Source organism: Pseudonocardia sp. 73-21 (assembly GCF_001899645.1).
GTDB lineage: Bacteria > Actinomycetota > Actinomycetes > Mycobacteriales > Pseudonocardiaceae > Pseudonocardia.
On the sequence record NZ_MKVV01000018.1, the window covers coordinates 6,319 to 25,985 of the forward strand.

Consider the following 19,667-nt stretch of genomic DNA (forward strand, 5'->3'; position numbering starts at 1 on the left):
GGCGCTGTGAACACCGCCGACGTTCTTTCTCCCGCGGAGGCGCTGTGAACACCGACGTCGCGGGAGCGGTCGAGGACGCCGCTGCCCTGCTCCTCGGCGCCGGCGACGTCACCCTGCTCGCCCACGTCCAGCCCGACGCCGACTCGCTGGGCAGCGCACTCGCGCTCGGCATCGCGCTGCGCCGGCGGGGCACGGCCGTGCGGATCTCCTTCGCGACCCCGGACGAGATGCCGGACACGTTGCGCCCGCTCGACGTGCTCGGCCTGGTCGTGCCGCCGTCGGAGCTCCCCGCGGCCCCGGAGCTGCTCGTCGCCTGCGACGCGGCGGAGCCGGCGCGCCTCGGTCCGCTGGCCGGCCTGCTCGACACGGCCGGCACCACGATCATGATCGACCACCACGTGTCCAACCCGGGCTTCGGCGACGTCCGGGTGCTCGTCCCCGGGGCCGAGGCCACCGTGGTGCTGGCGCACCGCGTGCTCGTCGCGATGGGCACGGAGCTCGACGTCGACGTCGCCCGCTGCCTCTACGCGGGCCTGGTCACCGACACGCGCGGCTTCCGGACGGCCGGACCGGCCGCGCACCGGTTGGCCGCCGCGCTGCTGGAGACAGGGCTGGATCCCGAGGCGTTGGTGCGGCCCATGATGGACACCCACCCGTTCGCCTGGCTCGACGCCCTCGGCGCGGCCCTGCAGCGCTGCGTGCTGGAGCCCGACGCCGCGGACGGGCTCGGGCTCGCCTACACCGTCATCCCCACCGCCGACGCGGCGCGGTTCCGGCTCGCCGAGACCGACGGCGTCGTCGACATCGTGCGCACCACGGCCGAGGCCGAGGTCGCGGCGGTGTTCAAGCAGGTCGGGGAGCGGACATGGTCGGGGTCGTTGCGGTCGAAGGGAGCGGTCGACGTCGCCGCCGTGGCCGCGGACCTGGGCGGCGGAGGGCACCGGATGGCCGCGGGCTTCACCCGCGAGGCCGATCTCGACGTGCTGCTGGCGGCCCTGCGGGACGCGCTCGGCCCGCAGCGCGACGCCGTCCGGCGGATCGCGGGCTGATCCGCGTTACCGTTGTCCGGTGAGCGAGACCCGGGAGTTCCTGACCGCCTTCCTCCGCAGGCCCACCACGATGGGGGCGGTGGCGCCGAGCTCCGAGCGGCTCGCGACGGTGCTCGCGTCCGTCGTTCCGACGGCGGGCAGCCCGGTCGTGGTGGAGCTGGGCCCCGGCACGGGCGCGGTCAGCGCCGTGATCGCCGAGCGGCTTCCCCCCGGCGCCCGGCACCTCGCGGTGGAGCTCGACGCCGACCTGGTCGCCTACCTGCGGCGCACCCGGCCGGAGCTGGAGGTCGTGCACGGTGACGCGCGGGAGCTCGGCAAGGTGCTCGTCGAGCAGGGCGTCGACCGCGTGGACGCGGTGATCTGCGGGCTGCCCTGGGCCCTGTTCGACGACGCGACGCAGGCCGAGATCCTCGCCGAGATCAGCCGGGCCATCGGCACCACGGGCGCGTTCACCACGTTCGCCTACCTGCACGGCATGGCGCTCGGTGCGGCGCGGCGGTTCCGCTCGACGCTGCGGGGCGTCTTCGAGGAGGTGCTCGTGAGCGCGACGGTGTGGCGCAACGTGCCGCCGGCGTTCGTCTACGTGTGCCGCCGCCCCCGAGCGTGAGCCGGCTCCCCGCGCGCGACGTCCTGGCCCTGGCCGCGCCGGCGTTGCCGGTGCTGGCGGCCGAGCCGCTGTACCTGCTGGTCGACACGGCCGTGGTCGGGCGCCTCGGCGCGGTGCCGCTGGCCGGCCTGGCGGTGGCCGGGGTGCTGTTCGCCCAGGTCACCACCCAGCTGAACTTCCTGTCCTACGGCACCACGGCCCGCACCGCCCGTCTGCACGGGGCCGGGCGGCGCGCCGACGCCGTCGCCGAGGGCGTACAGGCCACCTGGCTGGCGCTGGGTGTCGGCCTCATCGTGCTGGGGGTCGGGCAGCTCGTCGCGGCCCCGGTGGCAGGCGCGATCGGCAACGGCGGGGCCATCGCCGCCGGTGCCGTCTCGTGGTTGCGGGTCGCCCTGTTCGGGGCGCCACTGGTGCTGATCACGTTGGCGGGCAACGGATGGATGCGGGGCGTGCAGGACACGCGCCGCCCGCTGTACTTCGTGCTGGGCGCGAACGCGGTGTCGGCGGCGGGCTGCCTGGTGCTGGTGCCGCAGCTGGGGCTCGTCGGCTCCGCGGTGGCCAACGTGATCGGCCAGACGGTCGGCGCCGTGCTGTTCCTGGGCGCGCTGGCCCGCGAACGCGTGCCGCTGCGGCCGCGGCCCGCCGTGCTGCGCGCGCAGCTCTCCCTGGGCCGGGACCTGCTGGCCCGCAGCCTCGCGTTCCAGGCCTGCTTCCTCTCCGCCGCCGCGGTGGCCACCCGGTTCGGGGCCGCGACGGCCGCGGCCCACCAGGTGGTGCTGCAGCTGTGGTCGTTCATGGCGCTGGTGCTCGACGCCGTCGCGATCGCGGCCCAGTCGCTGATCGGCGCCGCCCTGGGTGGCGGGGGAGCGGTGCGGGCGCGGGCGCTGGCCGCCCAGGTGACGCGCTACGGCCTGGTGCTGGGCGTCGGGTTCGGCCTGCTGTTCGCGGCCCTGATCGGCGTGCTGCCGCCCGTGTTCACCCCCGACCCCGCGGTGCTGGCCGTCATCCCCGTCGCGTGGTGGTTCTTCGCGGCGCTGCAGCCGGTGGCCGGGGTGGTGTTCGCGATCGACGGCGTGCTGCTCGGCGCGGGCGATGCGGCGTTCCTGCGCACGTCCACCCTGGCCGCGGCGGTGCTGGGCTTCCTGCCCCTGATCTGGGCGAGCCTGGCGTTCGGCTGGGGCCTGGCCGGCATCTGGACGGGCCTGACGGCGTTCATGGCGATCCGTCTGGTGGCGGTGGGCCTGCGGGTCCGCGGCGACCGGTGGGCCGTGGTCGGCACCTGAGGGCCGTCCGGTCACGTCGGGCCCCAGCTCGGCTCCGCTCGCTCCCGCACCTCGCCGTCGCCGCCGAACACCACGAACCGGTCGAACGTCCTGGTGAACCAGCGGTCGTGGGTGACGGCCAGGACCGTGCCGTCGAACGCCGTGAGCGCCTGCTCCAGGGCCTCGGCCGAGGCCAGGTCGAGGTTGTCGGTGGGCTCGTCGAGCAGGAGCAGGGTGGCGCCCGACAGCTCCAGCAGCAGGATCATCATCCGCGCCTGCTGCCCGCCCGACAGCGTCTCGAAGCGCTGCTCGGCCTGCCCGGTGAGCTCGTAGCGCGACAGGGCCTTCATCGCCGCGCCCAGCTCCTTGCCCGCCCGGTCGACGTCCCCGGCGACGAGGATCTCGACCAGGGTGCGGCCGCCCAGCTCGGGATGGTCGTGGGTCTGGGAGAAGTGCCCGGGCCGGACCCGGGCGCCCAGCCGCGCCACCCCGTCGTGCGTGACGGGGGACAGGGCCGACCCGGACGCGGGCACGGTGCCCGGCTCGGGGTCGGTGCCGCCGCGGGCCAGCAGCCGCAGGAAGTGTGACTTGCCCGACCCGTTGGCACCCAGCACCGCGACGCGGTCGCCGAACCACACCTCGAGGTCGAACGGGTAGGTGAGGCCGTCGAGCTCCAGGCCGGTGCACACGATCGCGCGCTTGCCGGTGCGGCCGCCCCCGAGCTGCATCCGGATCGACTGCTCGGGGGCTTTCTCCTCCGGCGCGCCCGCGTCGAGGAACCGGGCCAGCCGGGTGCGGGCGGCCTGCAGCTGGGACGCCATCCCGTCGTTGTGGCTGGCCTTGGCCTTGTAGCGGGCCACGAGCCGTTCCAGCTTCTCGCGCTCCTCGTCCCAGCGGCGGCGCTGCTCGTCCATCCGGTCGTGCCGGGCGACGCGGGCGTCGTGCCAGGAGGCGAACCCGCCGGGATGGGTCCAGGCCGAGCCCGCCTCGACCGTGACGACGCGCTGCGCGGTGTTCGCGAGCAGCTCCCGGTCGTGGCTGACGAACAGCACGCTCTTGGGCGACTCCGCGATCCGGGCCTCCAGCCAGCGCTTGCCGGGCACATCGAGGTAGTTGTCGGGCTCGTCGAGCAGCAGCACCTCGTCGGGGCCGCGCAACAGCAGTTCCAGGGCGAACCGCTTCTGCTCGCCGCCGCTCAGGGTGGCGACCCGCCGGTCGCGGGCGCGGTCCCAGGTCAGCCCCAGTGCGGCGACGGACGCGGTGTCGAACTCGACCTCGGCGCCGTAGCCGCCCGCCTCGCCCCACGCGGCCAGGGCGTCGGCGTAGCGGAGCTGGGTGCGCTCGGTGGCGTCGAGGGCCCTCTCGGCGGTGCGCAGCCGTTCCCCCGCGGCCCGGACGGCGGGCGGGGCGAGCGAGAGCGCGAGGTCGGCCAACGTCCGGTCGTCGGCGATGGAGCCGATGAACTGCCCCATGACACCGAGCCCGCCGCTGCGCGCGATCGAGCCGGACACGGGCGTCAGCTCGCCCGCGACCATCCGCAGCAAGGTGGTCTTGCCCGCGCCGTTGGGCCCCACCAGCGCGACCTTCGCCCCGTCACCGACGCGGAAGGAGACGCTGGAGAACAGTTCGCGACCTCCCGCCAGCACGTGCCCGACCGCCATGAACTCGATGTGGCCCACGAGGACGAGATCCTGACGGGTCGGGGTGGCCGGCGTCGAACCGGTTCCCGCTCAGAACGGTAGGCGGACGCGCAGCAGGGCCGCGCCGAGGTCGCCCGCGATCGGGCCGAGCCGCCTGTCGGACCGCGCCACGGCCCGGTCGCACTCACCGGGTCGCCAGACGTGGGTGGCCACGTCCCAGGCGACCTGCCGGGTCAGCCGGACCACGAGGTCACCCATCCAGTTCGCGAAGCGGTCCGGCAGGTCGCCGTCATCGCCCTGCGACAGCCAGGTGCCCATCTCCTCGCGCAGCCCGTCCATCTGGCCCGCGAACACCTCGTTGATCACGTCGTAGTCCTGCTGCTGGGCCGGCCGGTGGTCCTCGGAGATCGGCCCGCCGAGGTTCCACGTCCGCAGCAGCGCCGCCGACAGGTCGTAGTTGATGTGGGCGTTGACGCCCGCCGCCGCGAAGTTGGCCATCGGGATGCCGGGGACCTCCCGCAGCGCGAAGAGCACCCGCCAGCAGTGCGGAGCCGACGCCGGATCGTGGGCGTAGGCGTGGATCGCCTCGAAGTAGCGCCACGCGAACTGCACGTCCAGCGCGGCGAGGAAGTCCCCGGGCGCGACGAACTCCCCGCGGGCGTCCCGCTCGCCGATCTCGCAGGTGATCTCCCGGTAGAGCTTGGTGAACGCCGCGACCCCGTCATCGTCGCCCCGTTCGGACGTGGCCGCGGCGCGCTCCCGCAGGCCGTCGAGCCGGTCCAGCACCTCGGGGATGGAGCGTGGCTCGGTGGCCCCGGCCAGCTCCGCCAGTTCGCGGGCGGCCGCCTCGGCGGCCGTGGTGCGGGGGTCGGTCAGAGCACGCCGTCGGAGCTCGTGCGTCACGTGGGGGCCTCGCAGAATGCCGTGGCCCGCTGGGTCGGCAGGCCTCTCGGGGTGAAAGAGTGCCCGGGGACGCGCCGTGATACGAGAGGAAGGCCACCCGGTTGCACCTGGTCACTCTCCGCACACCCGGGCTAACCTCCCCCGACGTGAGCGAGCGACCGGCGGGACCCGCGCTGGTCGGCCGGGAGGACGACGTCGCCGTGCTCACCGCGGCCCTCGAGGCCGCCGGGGGCGGCCGGATGGCGGCGCTGTTCCTCACCGGCGAGGCAGGTGTGGGCAAGACCCGGCTGGTGCAGGACCTCGCGGGTCGGGCCGCCGCCGCGGGCGCCACCGTCCTGTTCGGCGGTGCCACCGACATCGAGGAGAGCCCGCCGTTCTGGCCGGTGACCTCGGCCCTGCGGGGGCTGCTGCGCTCCGACTCCGGGAAGGCCGTGCGGCGGCAGCTGGAACCGTGGACGGCGCAGGTCGACGAGCTGCTGGCCGCCGGGCCCGTCGATCCCCACGCCCGGGTGCAGACCCTGGAGCTGCTGCGCCACGTCGTGCTGCGGCTCGCCGAGCGCTCCACCGTCGTCCTGGCGGTGGAGGACCTGCAGTGGGCCGACCGGTCCACGCTCGACCTGCTCGCGTACCTCGTCGCCAACCTGCCCGACGAGCGCGTCCTGATCGTCGCGTCGCACCGCACCGACGCCCCGTCGGCGCGGTCACCGGCCCGCACGATGATCAGCGAGCTGGCCCGTCACCGCCAGGTGCGCAGCCTGGACGTGGCGCCGCTGCGCCGCGCGGCCGTGGCCGAGCTCGTCGCCGCCTCCGCCCCGGGGCGGCCCGACCTCGTCGAGCTGGTGTGGCAGCGCTCGGCCGGGAACGCGTTCATCGCCGAGGAGACCCTGCGGGCCGTGCGGGACGGCGACCCGCAGGCCCTGTCCATGACCCTGCGCGAGCTGGTGCTGTCCCGGATCGGCGGCCTCGCGCCGGCGGTGCTGCGGGTGGTGCGCGCGGTCGCGTTGTGCGACGGGCTGCTGCCCCACCGGCTTCTGGCGGCCGCCCTGGACGACCCCGCCGACCTGCTCGACGCGTTGCGTGTCGCGGTGGACGCCGGTGTCGTGGTGGTCGACCCGGGCACCGACGGCTACCGGCTGCGCCACGGCCTGATGACCGACGTGGTGGTGGGGGAGCTGCTGCCGGGCGAGCGGATCGACCTGCACCGCCGCTACGCCGTGGCCCTGTCCGCCGCCTGGGCCCGGGAGCTCCCCGGCGTGGACGCGCGGCTGGCGCACCACTGGCAGGCCGCGGGCGACACGGCGCGGGCCGCCGCGGCCGCCGTGGCGGCGGCGGAGGCGGCCGTCCGCGTGCGGGGCTACGCCGAGGCGCACCGCCACTGGCTGCGCGCGGCCCGGTTGGCCGGTGCCGTCACCGCACCCACCCCGAGCCGGGCCACCTGCCTCGAACGGGCCGCGGAGGCGGCGCACCTCGCGGGCGACGCCGACCAGGCCGTCGCGCTGGTGGGGGAGCGCCTCGAGCTCGTGGACGATCCCGGCGGCCGCGACGCGGCCCTGCTGCACGCCCGCACCGGCCAGTACCTCGTGGCCGCGGGCCGCGGCACGGAGGCCTCGTTCGCCTACGGGCGGGCGCGGGACGCGCTGCCGGCCACCGGAGCCGACCAGGAGCGGGCCGCGGTGCTGGGCGGGCACGCCGCCGCCCTGTGGGCCGCCGGTGACCTCGCCGCCGCGCGCACCACGGCGCAGGACGCGCTGGAGGCGGCCCGGCGGGCGGGGCTGGTCGTCGAGGAGGCCCGCGCGCTGGCCACGCTGGGGTTCAGCCTCGCGTACCTGGAGGATCCGGCCGCGGGGGAGAACGCTCTCGTCGCGTCGCTCGCGGCCGCCGAGCGCGCCGCCGACCCGATGGAGATCGCCCACGCCTACCGCTCCCTCGCCGAGCTGCTGTGCGGCCCGCTCAACGAGCTGGACCGCGGCATCCGCGTCTCCCGCACCGGCGGGGCCCGGATCGACCAGCTCGGCCTGTCGCGCAGCGCGGGCGCCGGCCTGCTCGCCGTGGGCGCCAACGGGCTGTTCCGGGCCGGGCGCTGGGACGAGGCCGAGGCGCTGGTCGCCGAGGCCTGGACGCACTCGCCCACCGGCGCCGAGGCGCTCGAGCTGCGGCTGGCCCGCGCCCGCATGGACACCGGGCGCGGGCGCTTCGACGAGGCCGAGGACGACCTGGAGGCCGTCGACGCGCTGTCGGCCGGTAGCGCGGGCCCCCGCTACCGCATCCCGATGTGGACGCTGCGCGCCGGCGTCGCGATGTGGCGCGATCGCCCGGACCTGGCCCTGGACCACGTCGGAGCCGGCCTCGACGTCGTCGAGCAGGGCTCCGACGACGTGTGGCTCGACGCCCCGCTCGTCTGGCACGGGGCCCGCGCCCGCGCGGAGCTGACACGGCTGGGCATGCGCCGCCGCGACGACGGGATCGACGCGCGCCTGGCCCGGCACGCCGCCGCGCTGACCCGCAAGGCCGCGACCTCGGTGCCCGCGGTGCGGGTGATCGTCGAGCTGTTCGTCCGGCAGTGCCACGCCGAGGACGGGCGCGCGGACAACCGGTCCGATCCCGCGGAGTGGGCCGATCTCGCGAAGGAGTGGGGGGACCTCGGCCAGCCCTACCCCACGGCCTACGCGCACATGCGTCACGCCGAGGCCCAGTTCACCCGGCGGGCCCACTCGGTGGCGGCCATCGACGCACTGCGGAGGGCGGAGCGGATCGTCCGCGAGCTGGGCGCCACCCCGTTCCTCGCGGAGCTCACGCAGCTCGCCGAGCGCGCCCGCGTCCGGATCGACACCCCGGTGCCCGCCCCTCGTCGGGCACCGGAGCTCGATCCCCCGTCACCCCGGACCGTGCCCGGCCCGGTTCCCGCCGACGAGCTCGCCGAGCTGACGGCGCGGGAGTTGGAGGTGCTGAGCGAACTCGCCGACGGGCACACCAACCGTGAGGTGGCGCAGCGGCTGTTCATCAGCGAGAAGACGGTCGGTGCGCACGTCGGGCGGATCTACGCGAAGCTCGGCGTGCACACGCGGGTGCAGGCGAGCGCCGTGTGGTTCCGGGCGCGTCCGGACCGTCGGACGTAGTTCTCAGGCGCTCACCACTGCCGGGGCCTCGAACGTGGCGCGGACGCGGCGCAGCAACCGCTGGCGGGTGGGCCCGAGGCTGCCGACCGGGATGCCCGTGGCGCGGGCCACGTCGGCGTAGGGGCGGGGCTCCTCGGCGAACAGCTCCTGCATCACCGTGCGGCCGCGCGGCGGCAGGGCCGCGACGATGTCGTGGATGCGGGACACCGTGTCGGCGTCGACCACGCGGTCCTCGACGGCGCGGCAGGGATCGGGCAGCACGTCGATCTCGAACGGCACGACGGTGCGGGTCTCGCGCAGGATGCGCAGGCACTCCCGTGCGGCCGTGGTGGCCAGCCACCCGCCGAGGCGCTCCGGGTCGCGGATGCGGGCCCGGTTCTCGACCAGCCGCAGCCACGTGCGCTGCTCGGCGTCGCGGGCGTCGGCCTCCTGCAGACGGAACGACCGGACGACGGCGCCGACGAGCCCGCGGTAGCGCCCGACGATCTCCTCCCAGGCGCGCTGGTCGCCCCGGGCCGCGTTGTGCAGCAGCACGTCGATGCCGGTGTCCGTCATGGCTGCAACCCTGGCCCGTCCACCCCTGCGGGGCGTCGGGTCAATGCCCTATTCCGCGACCGCTGGGCACCCTAGATCGGGTGCGAGGTATCTGGAGGGGCCTGGCGTGGCTCTCATCCCGTTCGGTGTGGTGAGTCCGGGACGGACCGACGAGGAGTGCCGGTGACTGTGATGAGCGACGCGGCGACGAACGACGCGGCGACGAGCGACGCGGCGACGAGCGACGCGGCGACGAGCGACGCGGCGACGAGGGCCGAGGCGGTAACGCTGGCGGGTCTCGTCGCGCTGCTGGGCGCGGCTCCCGGCGTGGCCCCGGTCGACCGGGTCCTGACCGGGCTGGCCACGGCCGTCGGGGGGGACCGGTGCGACGTGACCGCGGCGGTGGCGGCCGAGCTGGCCCGCCGCTACCTGCGGGCGGCGCGGTGCTTCCACGCGGGAGCGCCGGCCCCGCGGTCGTGGCAGGTGCTGTTCCGGTGGTGGGAGCCTGCGGTGTCGAGCCCGTTGCGGGCCACCCTCGTCGGCGTCGCCGTCCTGGCCGGGAACGACCTCCCGCCGGCGGTGGTCAGCACGTGCACGCTGCTCGGGCACGCACCCGGACCGGCCGAGTGCGACGCCGTCGACAGCATCTCCCGGACGCTCGCCGACATCGTGCGCGACGCCGTGCTCGACGCCGGTGGGGCGGACCCGGACGGGGCCGAGGCGGCCGAGGGACTGCTGCTGCTCCTCGCCCGCCGTGACCCGTGGCGGCTCGCCGAGCACCTGTGGACCCTGCGGGGCCGCCCGGCCGAGGCCGAGGCCGAGCGCAGCGCGCTGGACTGGCGCACGAGCGCCGTCGGCCGGGCCCTGCTCGCGTGACCCACCGCGCGGCCCGGAAGAATCGCCGCGCGTGACCGAACCCCTTCCCGGCCTCGTGGTGATCGACAAGCCCATGGGCCTGACCTCCCACGACGTCGTCGGGCGGCTGCGCCGCATCCTGCACACCCGCAAGATCGGCCACGCGGGCACGCTGGACCCGATGGCCACCGGGGTGCTGGTCTGCGGCGTCGGGCGCGGCACGAAGCTCCTGGGCCACCTCGCGCTCGACACCAAGGCCTACACGGCCACGGTCCGGCTCGGGGCCGCCACGACCACCGACGACGCCGAGGGCGCGACGCTCACCGAGGCGGATGCGTCGGGTGTCACCGAGGACGCCGTGCGCGCCGGGATGGCCGCGCTGACCGGCGCGATCCAGCAGGTCCCCAGCTCGGTCAGCGCGATCAAGGTCGACGGGCAGCGCGCCTACGCGCGGGTGCGGGCGGGGGAGGACGTGGTGCTGGCGGCGCGGCCCGTCACCGTGTCGGCGTTCGACCTGCTGGCGCTGCGCCGGAAGGGCACCTTCCTCGACCTCGACGTGGACGTCGCCTGCACCTCCGGCACCTACGTGCGGGCGCTGGCCCGCGACCTCGGGGCGGGCCTGGGCGTCGGCGGGCACCTGACCGCACTGCGCCGCACCCGCGTCGGGCCGTTCACGCTGGAGCACGCGCGCACGCTGGAGCAGCTGGAGGCCGACCCCACGCTGTCGCTGCCGCTGGACGACGCGGTGGGCGTCGCGTTCCCGCGTCGTGACGTCGACGCGGAGCTCGCCACCGACCTGTCACACGGCCGCCCGCTGCCCGTCGCGGGGATCGGGGGCGTCTACGGCGTGTTCGCGCCGGACGGCCGGGCGCTGGCCCTGGTGAGCGAGCGGGGCGACGGGGACGACCGCCGGGCCCGCCCGGTCGTGGTGCTGGCCCCGGCGGGTAGCTGATCCGCCCCCCGCCGGGAGGCCCGTCGCCGCGGCCGTAGGCTCGGGCCCGTGGAGCGCTGGCGTGGGCTCGAGGCCGTTCCGACCGGGTGGGGACGCAGCGTCGTCACCGTCGGGGTGTTCGACGGGGTGCACCTGGGGCACCAGCAGCTGATCAGCTGCGCGGTCGACCGGGGTCGCGAACGGGGCCTGCCCACTGTGCTCGTCACGTTCGACCCGCACCCCGCCGAGCTGATCCGCCCCGGGGCCCATCCCGCGCGGCTCACCAGCCTGCGGCGCCGGGCCGAGCTCGTCGCGGAGCTGGGCGTCGACGCGTTCTGCGTGCTGCCGTTCACCCCGGAGCTGCTGCGGCAGGAGCCGGCCGAGTTCGCCCACGAGGTGCTCGTCGAGCGGCTGCACGCCGCCGACGTGGTGGTGGGCCGCAACTTCACGTTCGGCCACCGCGCCGCGGGCGACGTCGCGCTGCTCACCGAGCTCGGGCAGCGGTTCGGGTTCGGCGTGCGGGGGCTGGACCTCATCGCCGGCGACCAGGTCACGTTCTCCTCCACCTACATCCGGGCCTGCATCGACGCCGGTGACGTGACGGCGGCCGCGGCGGCGCTGGGCCGCCCGCACCGCGTCGAGGGGGTGGTGGTGCACGGCGACCACCGCGGCCGCGAGCTGGGCTTCCCCACCGCCAACATCGCCACGGCCCCGTACACCGCGCTGCCCGCGGACGGCGTGTACGCGGGCCGGTTCGCCATCGGCGGTGCTGATGCGCGTTCCGCTGACGCTCCACACGGCCGGCTGCTGATGACCGCGATCTCCGTGGGCACCAACCCGACGTTCTCCGGGCGCGAGCGCAACGTCGAGGCCTACGTGCTGGACGCCGACGAGAACTTCTACGGCTTCGACGTGGCCGTCGACTTCGAGCACCGCCTGCGCGGCCAGGAGCACTACGACGACGTCGACGCGCTGATCGTGCAGATGGACAAGGACGTGGCGCGCGCCCGGGAGCTCCTCGGCGGCTGAGAAGTTCCGCTGTTTCGCCACGGGGAGCGGGGTCGGGCTGCGAGCATCGGGGCATGGCCGAGACGACCGAGGACCAGCTCACCGTCAACCGGGAGCGGCAGCGGCAGCTCTACGGGGCCCCGTTGGGCGACCGCGTGCGGCGGCTCACCACCGGGCTGGGCATCTCCCAGGCGCGGTTGGCCCGCACGCTCGGCATCAGCCCGGCCATGCTCAGCCAGCTCGTCAGCGGCCGCCGGGTCAAGATCGGCGATCCCGCGGTGCTCGCCCGGCTGATGATGCTCGACCAGCGCTGCCGGGCCGTGCAGGAGCCGCCGTCGGTCCGGGCGGTCGACGCCCTGCTCGCCGACGTCGCCCGCACCCGCTGGCACTGGGCCGGCGCCCGGGTCCCGGCCCCGCGGGATCCGGGCCGCTCGCGGGGCAGCGCGGCCGACGCCCTGCGCGGGGTCGCCGAACCCGCCCGGCTCGCCGCCGCCGCCGCGGCCCTGGGGCCCGGCTTCCCGGAGCTCGCGGAGGTGCTGCGGCAGGCGGCCTGCCACCCTGGTTCCCGATGAGGTTGTTCACCGCCCTGTGGCCGCCCGCGTCGGCGATCGACGCGCTGCGCGCCGACGCCGGCGACGAGGTCCCGCGGGGCTGGCGGCGCACGGACGTCACCACCTGGCACCTCACGTTGGCCTTCCACGGCGAGGTCGACCCGGGGGTGTCGGCCCGCCGGCTGGAGCGCGCCGCCCACGGACTGTCGGCCCCGCGGCTGCGGCTCGCCGGGGCCGGGGAGTTCGACGGGGTGCGCTGGGCCGGCGTCGAGGTGGACGGGTCGCTCGACGGCCTCGTCACGGCCGCGGGTGGTGACCCCACGCGGTTCGTCGCCCGCGTCACGGTGCTGCGGCGCCGCCCCCGGCCCGGCCCGGATCCCGAGGCCCGCCCGGCCACACCCTGGTCCGGGCACCGCGGGCCGTGGTGGCGGCCGGGCGAGGTGCTGCTGGTGGCGAGCGAGCCGGGCCGGGGCGGGATGCGCTACCGGGTGATCCACCGGGTGCCGCTGGCACCGCCGCCCGGGGTTGCCGGAGGGTAACGGGAACCTGCCCGTGCGCAACGTCGTCGTCGCCGGTCGGGGGAGCGTCGCGGGGCCGTCACCGGCGCAGACTCGCTGTGCGCGGGGATTGTCCCGCCGAGACACCCGGGGGAGCACCTCATGAGCACGCCGACCGCCCGCACCCGCCTCGTCACCCGCACCGTGCTGGCGGTGGCCACGACGGCGGCCCTGACCGCCTGCGGCGCCGGCTACCCGCTGGCGCCGTCCGCCCAGTCCTCCGCAGCCCAGTCGTCCGCAGCCCGGTCCTCCGCAGCCCAGCCGGCCGGGGCCACCGCCACGGACGCCGCCGTCCAGGCCGGTGCCGCGGCCGGAGTCATCGTTTCGGGGCAGGGGGCGTCGGGGCAGGGGGCGTCGGGACAGGGAGCCTCGGGTCAGCGGAACGGCACCGGATCTCGCTCCGGATCGGGGTTCGGCGGCTCGGGCCCGGCCTCGGGCGGCGTTGGGACCGGAGGCTCCGCCCCGGCCGACCCCGCACCGGCGATCGCGAGCTTCCGCGTCGTCCACCAGCCGGTGTGCGCCGTGCACGGCACCCCCGACGCCCCGTTCTCCACGCCCGGCTCGGGCGTCACGATCGCGTGGTCGGTCACCGGCGCCGACGGGGCCGCGCTCGCCGTCGACGACCCCACCACCTACGGCGCCTACGGCACGTCCTTCCCGGCGAAGGGCCAGCAGGAGTTCCCCTTCAGCTGCACGCCCGGCACCACCACCAGCCACACGTTCACGGTGTGGCCGGCGGGCGCGAAGGGCACCTCGAAGACCCTGACCGTGTCGGCGCACTCCGACGGGTAGCCGCCGCCCGGCGGATCGTTGCTGGTAGCGTCATGTGTTGGGTCCGGCTGCAGTCCGTGGCGGCCGTGACCGTCTTCCGACGCCTCTCCATCCCGGCGTCGGGCCGCACGGCACAGCAACGAAAGAGGACAGCACGTGGCACTCGACGCCGCACAGAAGAAGACCATCCTGGACGACTACGGCGTCCACGAGGGCGACACCGGGTCTCCCGAGGCCCAGATCGCGCTGCTCACCAAGCGCATCGTCGACCTCACCGAGCACCTCAAGATGCACAAGCACGACCACCACAGCCGTCGTGGCCTGCTCCTGCTCGTCGGCCGGCGCCGTCGGCTGCTGAAGTACCTGCGCGAGGTCGACGTCGCCCGCTACCGGTCGCTGATCGAGCGCCTCGGCATCCGCCGCTGATCTGATCGACCCGGGCCGGGCCGCACACGCGGTCCGGCCCGATCTCACTAACTCCACCTCGACGCCACGCACCGGCACATGTCCGCCGGTCCTCGGTAGTGGCTTCCGGGAGAAGATCCCGGAGGCTTCGATCGAAGATCGGCTCCGCCGGGTGGCGTGGCGTCTCCCTCCCGAAAGAGGAGATGTCCACTACATGACCGACCCGATCGAGAACGTGCACGAAACCACTGCCACCATCGACAACGGCAGCTTCGGCACCCGCACCATCCGGTTCGAGACCGGGCGCCTCGCGCGCCAGGCCGCCGGCTCCGTCGTCGCCTACCTCGACGACGAGACGATGCTGCTGAGCGCCACCACGGCCTCCAAGCAGCCCAAGGAGCACTTCGACTTCTTCCCCCTCACGGTGGACGTCGAGGAGCGCATGTACGCGATCGGCAAGATCCCCGGCTCGTTCTTCCGCCGCGAGGGTCGTCCCGGCACCGACGCGATCCTGACCTGCCGCCTGATCGACCGCCCGCTGCGCCCGTCGTTCGTCGACGGCCTGCGCAACGAGATCCAGATCGTCGTCACGGTCATGAGCCTCGACCCGCAGGACCCCTACGACGCCCTGGCGATCAACGCCGCGTCGCTGTCCACCCAGCTGTCGGGCCTGCCCTTCTCGGGCCCCATCGGCGCCGTGCGCATCGCGCTGATCGACGGCCAGTGGATCGCGTTCCCCCAGTACGAGGACCTGCAGCGCGCCGTCTTCGACATGGTCGTCGCCGGTCGTGTCGTCGGTGACGGCCCGAACGCAGACGTCGCCATCATGATGGTGGAGGCCGAGGCCACCACCGAGACCAACGAGCTCGTCGCCGGTGGCGCCCAGGCGCCCACCGAGGAGGTCGTCGCCGCGGGTCTGGAGGCGGCCAAGCCGTTCATCCGCACCCTGTGCGTGGCGCAGCAGGCGCTCGCCGACGTGGCCGCGAAGCCCACGCGCGAGTTCCCCACCTACCCGGCCTACCAGCCGGACGTCTTCGAGGCCGTGGAGGCCGCGGGTTCCGCCGACCTGGCCGCCGCGCTGACCATCGCGGGCAAGCAGGAGCGCGAGTCGAAGCTCGACGAGGTCAAGCTCTCGGTCCTCACCTCGCTCGAGGACAAGTTCGCCGGGCGCGAGAAGGAGCTCGGCGCCGCGTTCCGGTCGCTGAACAAGAAGCTCGTGCGCCAGCGCATCCTGCGCGACCAGGTCCGCATCGACGGCCGTGGGCTCACCGACATCCGGCCGCTCTCGGCCGAGGTCGAGGTCGTCCCGCGGGCGCACGGCTCGGCGCTGTTCGAGCGCGGCGAGACCCAGATCATGGGCGTCACCACGCTCAACATGCTGCGCATGGAGCAGCAGATCGACTCGCTCGGCCCGGAGACGCACAAGCGCTACCTGCACCACTACAACTTCCCGCCCTACTCCACCGGTGAGACCGGCCGGGTGGGTTCGCCGAAGCGCCGCGAGATCGGCCACGGCGCGCTGGCCGAGCGGGCGCTGCTGCCCGTGCTGCCCACGCGCGAGGAGTTCCCGTACGCGATCCGTCAGGTGTCCGAGGCTCTCGGCTCCAACGGCTCCACGTCCATGGGCTCGGTCTGCGCCTCCACGATGTCGCTCTACAACGCCGGCGTGCCGCTCAAGGCGCCGGTCGCGGGCATCGCGATGGGCCTGGTCTCCGACGAGGTCGACGGCTCCACCCGCTACGTGGCGCTGACCGACATCCTCGGTGCGGAGGACGCGTTCGGCGACATGGACTTCAAGGTCGCCGGCACGCCGGAGTTCGTCACGGCGCTGCAGCTCGACACCAAGCTCGACGGCATCCCGTCCGAGGTCCTCGCGGCCGCGCTGGCCCAGGCCAAGGACGCCCGGATGACCATCCTCGACGTCATCGGCGAGGCCATCGACCGCCCCGACGAGATGAGCCGCTTCGCTCCTCGCGTCGTCACGGTGAAGGTCCCGGTCGACAAGATCGGCGAGGTCATCGGCCCGAAGGGCAAGATGATCAACTCGATCACCGAGCAGACCGGTGCCGACATCTCCATCGACGACGACGGCACGATCTACGTCGGCGCATCGGACGGCGAGTCGGCCGAGGCCGCGATCGGCATGATCAACGCGATCGCCAACCCCCAGCTGCCGAAGATCGGCGAGCGGTTCCTGGGCACGGTCGTCAAGACCGCCGCCTTCGGCGCCTTCGTCTCGCTGGTCCCCGGCAAGGACGGTCTCGTCCACATCTCCAAGCTGGGCAGCGGCAAGCGCATCGCCAAGGTGGAGGACGTCGCCAAGGTCGGCGACAAGATCCGCGTCGAGGTCACCGACATCGACAACCGCGGCAAGATCAGCCTGATCCCGGTCGTGGAGGGTGACGCCGCCACGAACGGCGACGCCCCCGCGCCCGTCGAAGAGCCGGCCGAGGTCTCTTGACCTCGCTGATCACGCCGCCGGGGGCGGGGGCTTCGGCTCCCGCCCCCGGCGGCGTCTCACGCACCTCTCTCCCCGGCGGCCTGCGGGTCGTCACCGAGACCGTGCCCGGCGTCCGCTCGGTGTCGCTGGGCATCTGGATCGCCATCGGCTCCCGCGACGAGGCGCCCGAGCAGGCCGGGGCGGCGCACTACCTGGAACACCTCCTGTTCAAGGGCACCTCGCGGCGCACCGCGGCGTCGATCGCCGAGGACCTCGACGCCGTGGGCGGTGATCTCAACGCGTTCACCGCGAAGGAGCACACCTGCTACTACAGCCACGTGCTCGACGAGGACCTGCCGCTCGCGATGAGCGTGCTCGCCGACGTCGTCACGGACGCCACGCTGAACGACGCCGACGTCGAGGTCGAGCGCGGGGTGGTGCTCGAGGAGATCGCCATCCGCGACGACGACCCCGAGGACCTGCTCGGCGAGCTGTTCGACGAGACGCTGTTCGGCGCGCACCCGCTGGGCCGTCCGGTCGTCGGCTCCGAGGAGTCGATCAAGGGCATGACGCGGGCGACGCTGCACGACTTCTGGCGCGGCGGGTACACGACGCCGCGCATGGTCGTGGCGGCCGCGGGCAACCTCGACCACGCGCACGTGGTGGAGCTGGTCGCGGCCACGCTCGGCCCGGCGATGGCCCGGGCCGGCGACGTCGCGCCGGTGGCGCCGCGCCGTCCGGAGCCGGCGGTGCTGGAGCCCGGCCCGCGGCTCGTGCTGATGGACGAGGACTGCGAGCAGGCCCACCTCATGCTCGGCGTCACCGGCCTGTCGCGGCACGACCCGCGTCGCAGCGCCCTGTCGGTGCTCAACACCGCCCTCGGCGGCGGCCCCAGCTCGCGGCTGTTCCAGCAGGTCCGCGAGCAGCGGGGGCTGGCCTACTCGGTGTACTCGTCTACGATCGGCTACTCGGACACGGGCAGCTTCGCCGTCTACGCCGGGTGCGCGCCGGAGCGGCTCGACGAGGTCACGAGCGTGATCCGCGGCGTGCTCGCCGACGTCGCGGACGGTGGGCTCACCCCGGCCGAGGTCGTCCGGGCGCAGGGCAACCTGCGCGGTGGGCTTGTGCTGGGTCTGGAGGACACCCCGTCGCGGATGAACCGCATCGGCCGCTCCGAGCTCGACCACGGCCGGCAGCGCACGGTCGCCGAGAGCCTGGACCGCATCGCGGCGGTCACGCCCGAGCAGGTCACGGACCTGGCGAGGGACCTGCTGGCCCAGCCGTTGACGGCGGCGGTGGTGGGCCCGTACGAGCAGGAGAAGGACCTTCCCGCCTCCCTGCGCGCCCTGGCCTGAGGGGCACGCGCCCGTGCGGGCAGCCCCGTGCGCTGCCGCGCCCGTGCGCGGATAACAGTGTTCCCGCACTGATTTCCGCGCACGACCTCGGGGCCGGGTCCGCGGTGCGCTGTCCGGGAGGTGGTGTGTCGACGACCTGTCCGGGTCCGATCCCCGCGGGCCTGCCGACGAGGACCGGCCGCCGTGCCATCATCCGCGCGTGACCACCGAGATCCTCGTCGCCGCTGTGCTCATCGTCGTCGGGATCGTCGGCATCGTCGTCCCCGTGCTGCCGGGGCTCGTCCTCGTCGCCGCCGGCGTCGCGTTCTGGGCCGTCCCGCGCAACGACGCGCTGGGCTGGTCGGTGCTCGGCATCGCCCTCGCGGTGATCGTCGTCGGCAGCGTCGTGAAGTACCTCGTGCCCGGCCGCAAGCTGCGCGACGCCGGGGTGCCGGGGCGCTCGATCGCCCTGGGCGCGGTGCTCGGCATCGTCGGGTTCTTCGTCGTCCCGGTGATCGGGCTGTTCCTCGGGTTCGTGCTCGGCATCTACCTCGCTGAGCTCGCCCGCCTCAAGGACAACGCCCTGGCCTGGCCGTCCACCCGCGGGGCGCTGGGCGCCGTGGGGTGGAGCATCGTCATCGAGCTGGTCACCGGCGTCCTGGCGGCCGGAGTGTGGATCGTGGGGCTCACGCTCGCCTGATTAGGCTGGCCGCCGTGACCGTCAAGGTGGGTGTGCTGGGCGCGAAGGGGCGCATGGGGTCGGAGGTCTGCCGGGCCGTCGAGGGGGCGGACGGCCTCGAGCTGGTGGCCCGGCTCGACGTCGACGACGCGCCGTCCGGGCTGGTGGACGCGGGTGTGCAGGTGGTCGTCGACTTCACCCACCCCGGCGCGGCCCTGGACAACATCCGGTTCGGCCTCGACCACGGCATCGCCGTCGTCGTCGGCACCAGCGGTTTCGACGACGCGAAGTACGCCACCGTCCGCGGCTGGCTCGACGCCACCCCGGGCCACGTGCTGGTCGCCCCCAACTTCGGCGTCGGCGCGGTGCTGATGATGCAGTTCGCACAGCAGGCGGCGAGGTTCTTCGACTCCGTCGAGGTGATCGAACTGCACCACGCCGGCAAGGTCGACGCCCCGTCGGGCACGGCGGTGCGCACGGCGTCGCTGATCGCGGCCGCCCGCGCGGAGGCCGGCGCGGGCCCGCTGCCCGACGCCACCACCGATGCCCTCGACGGGGCCCGCGGTGCGGTGGTGGACGGCATCCACGTGCACTCGGTGCGCATGCCCGGCCTCGTCGCGCACCAGGAGGTGCTGCTCGGCACTGCGGGCGAGACCCTGACCCTGCGCCACGACTCGCTGGACCGGGCCTCGTTCATGCCCGGTGTCCTGCTGGCGGTCCGCGCGGTGCTGGACCGCCCCGGCCTGACGGTGGGCCTGGAGCCCCTCCTGGGCCTGTAGACCTCGCAGCCCGTGTGGTGTCGTCGCAGCGCGCCGGCGGGCTGCGAGGTGACCGGCCGGCTGCGAGGTCGGCGGGTTGCGGGGTGGCCGGGCCGCGGGGTGGCCGGGCTGCGAGATGAAGCGGGCGCCGTCCGGCCGGAGCGGCGATCGCTGTCTGCCGCACGTCAGCGCCGTGGTGAGGGCGGCGGATTCAAGGAACGGTCGCAACATCCCTCTGATCTGAGGTGATCTTGATGAATACGTTCC

General features: G+C 74.7%; 18 protein-coding genes. 15 read left to right on the forward strand and 3 right to left on the reverse strand.

All coding sequences use genetic code 11. The features are described 5' to 3' along the window. The first annotated feature begins 44 nt into the window (after positions 1 to 44). The 3 genes from BGP03_RS04190 to BGP03_RS04200 are packed head-to-tail and all read left to right on the forward strand — an operon-like array spanning position 45 to position 2,939. Positions 45 to 1,049 (forward strand): DHHA1 domain-containing protein, encoded by a 1,005-nt coding sequence (locus BGP03_RS04190; RefSeq protein WP_296366317.1) that lies wholly within the window; start codon positions 45 to 47, stop codon positions 1,047 to 1,049. A 19-nt stretch (positions 1,050 to 1,068) separates the two neighbouring features. Then, on the forward strand, positions 1,069 to 1,656 hold the full coding sequence (locus BGP03_RS04195; protein ID WP_363093137.1) for a methyltransferase domain-containing protein: 588 nt from the start codon (positions 1,069 to 1,071) through the stop codon (positions 1,654 to 1,656). Beyond that, complete coding sequence (locus tag BGP03_RS04200) at positions 1,653 to 2,939, forward strand: MATE family efflux transporter (protein ID WP_296366319.1); 1,287 nt, start codon at positions 1,653 to 1,655, stop codon at positions 2,937 to 2,939. The genes BGP03_RS04195 and BGP03_RS04200 overlap by 4 nt, the downstream gene beginning before the upstream one ends. A gap of 11 nt (positions 2,940 to 2,950) precedes the next feature. Here BGP03_RS04200 and BGP03_RS04205 read toward each other — a convergent pair whose 3' ends face one another. Continuing rightward, positions 2,951 to 4,597, reverse strand: a complete 1,647-nt coding sequence (locus tag BGP03_RS04205; protein WP_298799514.1) for an ATP-binding cassette domain-containing protein — start codon at positions 4,595 to 4,597, stop codon at positions 2,951 to 2,953. Between the two features lie 51 nt (positions 4,598 to 4,648). Further along, entirely contained in the window at positions 4,649 to 5,461 is an 813-nt protein-coding gene (locus BGP03_RS04210; protein WP_296366322.1) for a DUF5995 family protein, read from the reverse strand. A 146-nt stretch (positions 5,462 to 5,607) separates the two neighbouring features. Here BGP03_RS04210 and BGP03_RS04215 point away from each other — a divergent pair, with 146 nt between their 5' ends. Further along, positions 5,608 to 8,577 (forward strand): AAA family ATPase, encoded by a 2,970-nt coding sequence (locus BGP03_RS04215; protein WP_298799515.1) that lies wholly within the window; start codon positions 5,608 to 5,610, stop codon positions 8,575 to 8,577. Positions 8,578 to 8,580: 3 nt separating this feature from the next. On the opposite strand, the gene BGP03_RS04220 is transcribed toward BGP03_RS04215, so the two are convergent. Further along, positions 8,581 to 9,132, reverse strand: a complete 552-nt coding sequence (locus tag BGP03_RS04220; RefSeq protein WP_296366325.1) for a sigma-70 family RNA polymerase sigma factor — start codon at positions 9,130 to 9,132, stop codon at positions 8,581 to 8,583. Between the two features lie 171 nt (positions 9,133 to 9,303). Between BGP03_RS04220 and BGP03_RS04225 the strand changes: the two genes are divergently transcribed. From BGP03_RS04225 to dapB, 11 genes are all read left to right on the forward strand, one after another. Then, positions 9,304 to 9,987: a DUF5995 family protein gene (locus BGP03_RS04225; protein ID WP_298799522.1), complete on the forward strand. Its 684-nt coding sequence runs from the start codon at positions 9,304 to 9,306 to the stop codon at positions 9,985 to 9,987. Positions 9,988 to 10,018: 31 nt separating this feature from the next. Further along, the gene (truB, locus tag BGP03_RS04230) at positions 10,019 to 10,918 is read left to right on the forward strand and encodes a tRNA pseudouridine(55) synthase TruB (protein ID WP_298799516.1); all 900 of its coding nucleotides are present in this window, start codon (positions 10,019 to 10,021) and stop codon (positions 10,916 to 10,918) included. Positions 10,919 to 10,966: 48 nt separating this feature from the next. Further along, on the forward strand, positions 10,967 to 11,926 hold the full coding sequence (locus BGP03_RS04235) for a bifunctional riboflavin kinase/FAD synthetase (RefSeq protein WP_296366327.1): 960 nt from the start codon (positions 10,967 to 10,969) through the stop codon (positions 11,924 to 11,926). Positions 11,927 to 11,979: 53 nt separating this feature from the next. Then, on the forward strand, positions 11,980 to 12,477 hold the full coding sequence (locus BGP03_RS04240) for a helix-turn-helix domain-containing protein (protein ID WP_296366329.1): 498 nt from the start codon (positions 11,980 to 11,982) through the stop codon (positions 12,475 to 12,477). After that, a complete protein-coding gene (locus BGP03_RS04245) occupies positions 12,474 to 12,995 on the forward strand; it encodes a 2'-5' RNA ligase family protein (RefSeq protein ID WP_298799517.1) in 522 nt (173 codons plus the stop codon). The genes BGP03_RS04240 and BGP03_RS04245 overlap by 4 nt, the downstream gene beginning before the upstream one ends. Positions 12,996 to 13,115: 120 nt before the next feature. Further along, complete coding sequence (locus BGP03_RS04250; RefSeq protein ID WP_298799518.1) at positions 13,116 to 13,805, forward strand: hypothetical protein; 690 nt, start codon at positions 13,116 to 13,118, stop codon at positions 13,803 to 13,805. A 135-nt stretch (positions 13,806 to 13,940) separates the two neighbouring features. Continuing rightward, a complete protein-coding gene (rpsO, locus tag BGP03_RS04255; protein WP_296366332.1) occupies positions 13,941 to 14,210 on the forward strand; it encodes a 30S ribosomal protein S15 in 270 nt (89 codons plus the stop codon). A 193-nt stretch (positions 14,211 to 14,403) separates the two neighbouring features. Next, the gene (locus tag BGP03_RS04260) at positions 14,404 to 16,650 is read left to right on the forward strand and encodes a polyribonucleotide nucleotidyltransferase (RefSeq protein ID WP_298799519.1); all 2,247 of its coding nucleotides are present in this window, start codon (positions 14,404 to 14,406) and stop codon (positions 16,648 to 16,650) included. After that, entirely contained in the window at positions 16,647 to 17,984 is a 1,338-nt protein-coding gene (locus tag BGP03_RS04265; RefSeq protein ID WP_296366334.1) for a pitrilysin family protein, read from the forward strand. Before BGP03_RS04260 ends, BGP03_RS04265 begins: the two co-directional genes overlap by 4 nt. 199 nt (positions 17,985 to 18,183) lie before the next feature. Beyond that, positions 18,184 to 18,663: a DUF456 domain-containing protein gene (locus tag BGP03_RS04270; RefSeq protein WP_298799520.1), complete on the forward strand. Its 480-nt coding sequence runs from the start codon at positions 18,184 to 18,186 to the stop codon at positions 18,661 to 18,663. A 14-nt stretch (positions 18,664 to 18,677) separates the two neighbouring features. Then, a complete protein-coding gene (gene dapB / locus BGP03_RS04275) occupies positions 18,678 to 19,421 on the forward strand; it encodes a 4-hydroxy-tetrahydrodipicolinate reductase (protein WP_296366338.1) in 744 nt (247 codons plus the stop codon). Positions 19,422 to 19,667: the final 246 nt, after the last annotated feature.

Bases quoted from the DNA above. Each gene is read 5' to 3' on its own strand.
- BGP03_RS04220 (WP_296366325.1), bottom strand. From the start codon at position 9,132: ATGACGGACACCGGCATCGACGTGCTGCTGCACAACGCGGCCCGGGGC.
- BGP03_RS04225 (WP_298799522.1), top strand. From the start codon at position 9,304: ATGAGCGACGCGGCGACGAACGACGCGGCGACGAGCGACGCGGCGACG.
- BGP03_RS04240 (WP_296366329.1), top strand. From the start codon at position 11,980: ATGGCCGAGACGACCGAGGACCAGCTCACCGTCAACCGGGAGCGGCAG.
- BGP03_RS04245 (WP_298799517.1), top strand. From the start codon at position 12,474: ATGAGGTTGTTCACCGCCCTGTGGCCGCCCGCGTCGGCGATCGACGCG.
- BGP03_RS04250 (WP_298799518.1), top strand. From the start codon at position 13,116: ATGAGCACGCCGACCGCCCGCACCCGCCTCGTCACCCGCACCGTGCTG.
- BGP03_RS04260 (WP_298799519.1), top strand. From the start codon at position 14,404: ATGACCGACCCGATCGAGAACGTGCACGAAACCACTGCCACCATCGAC.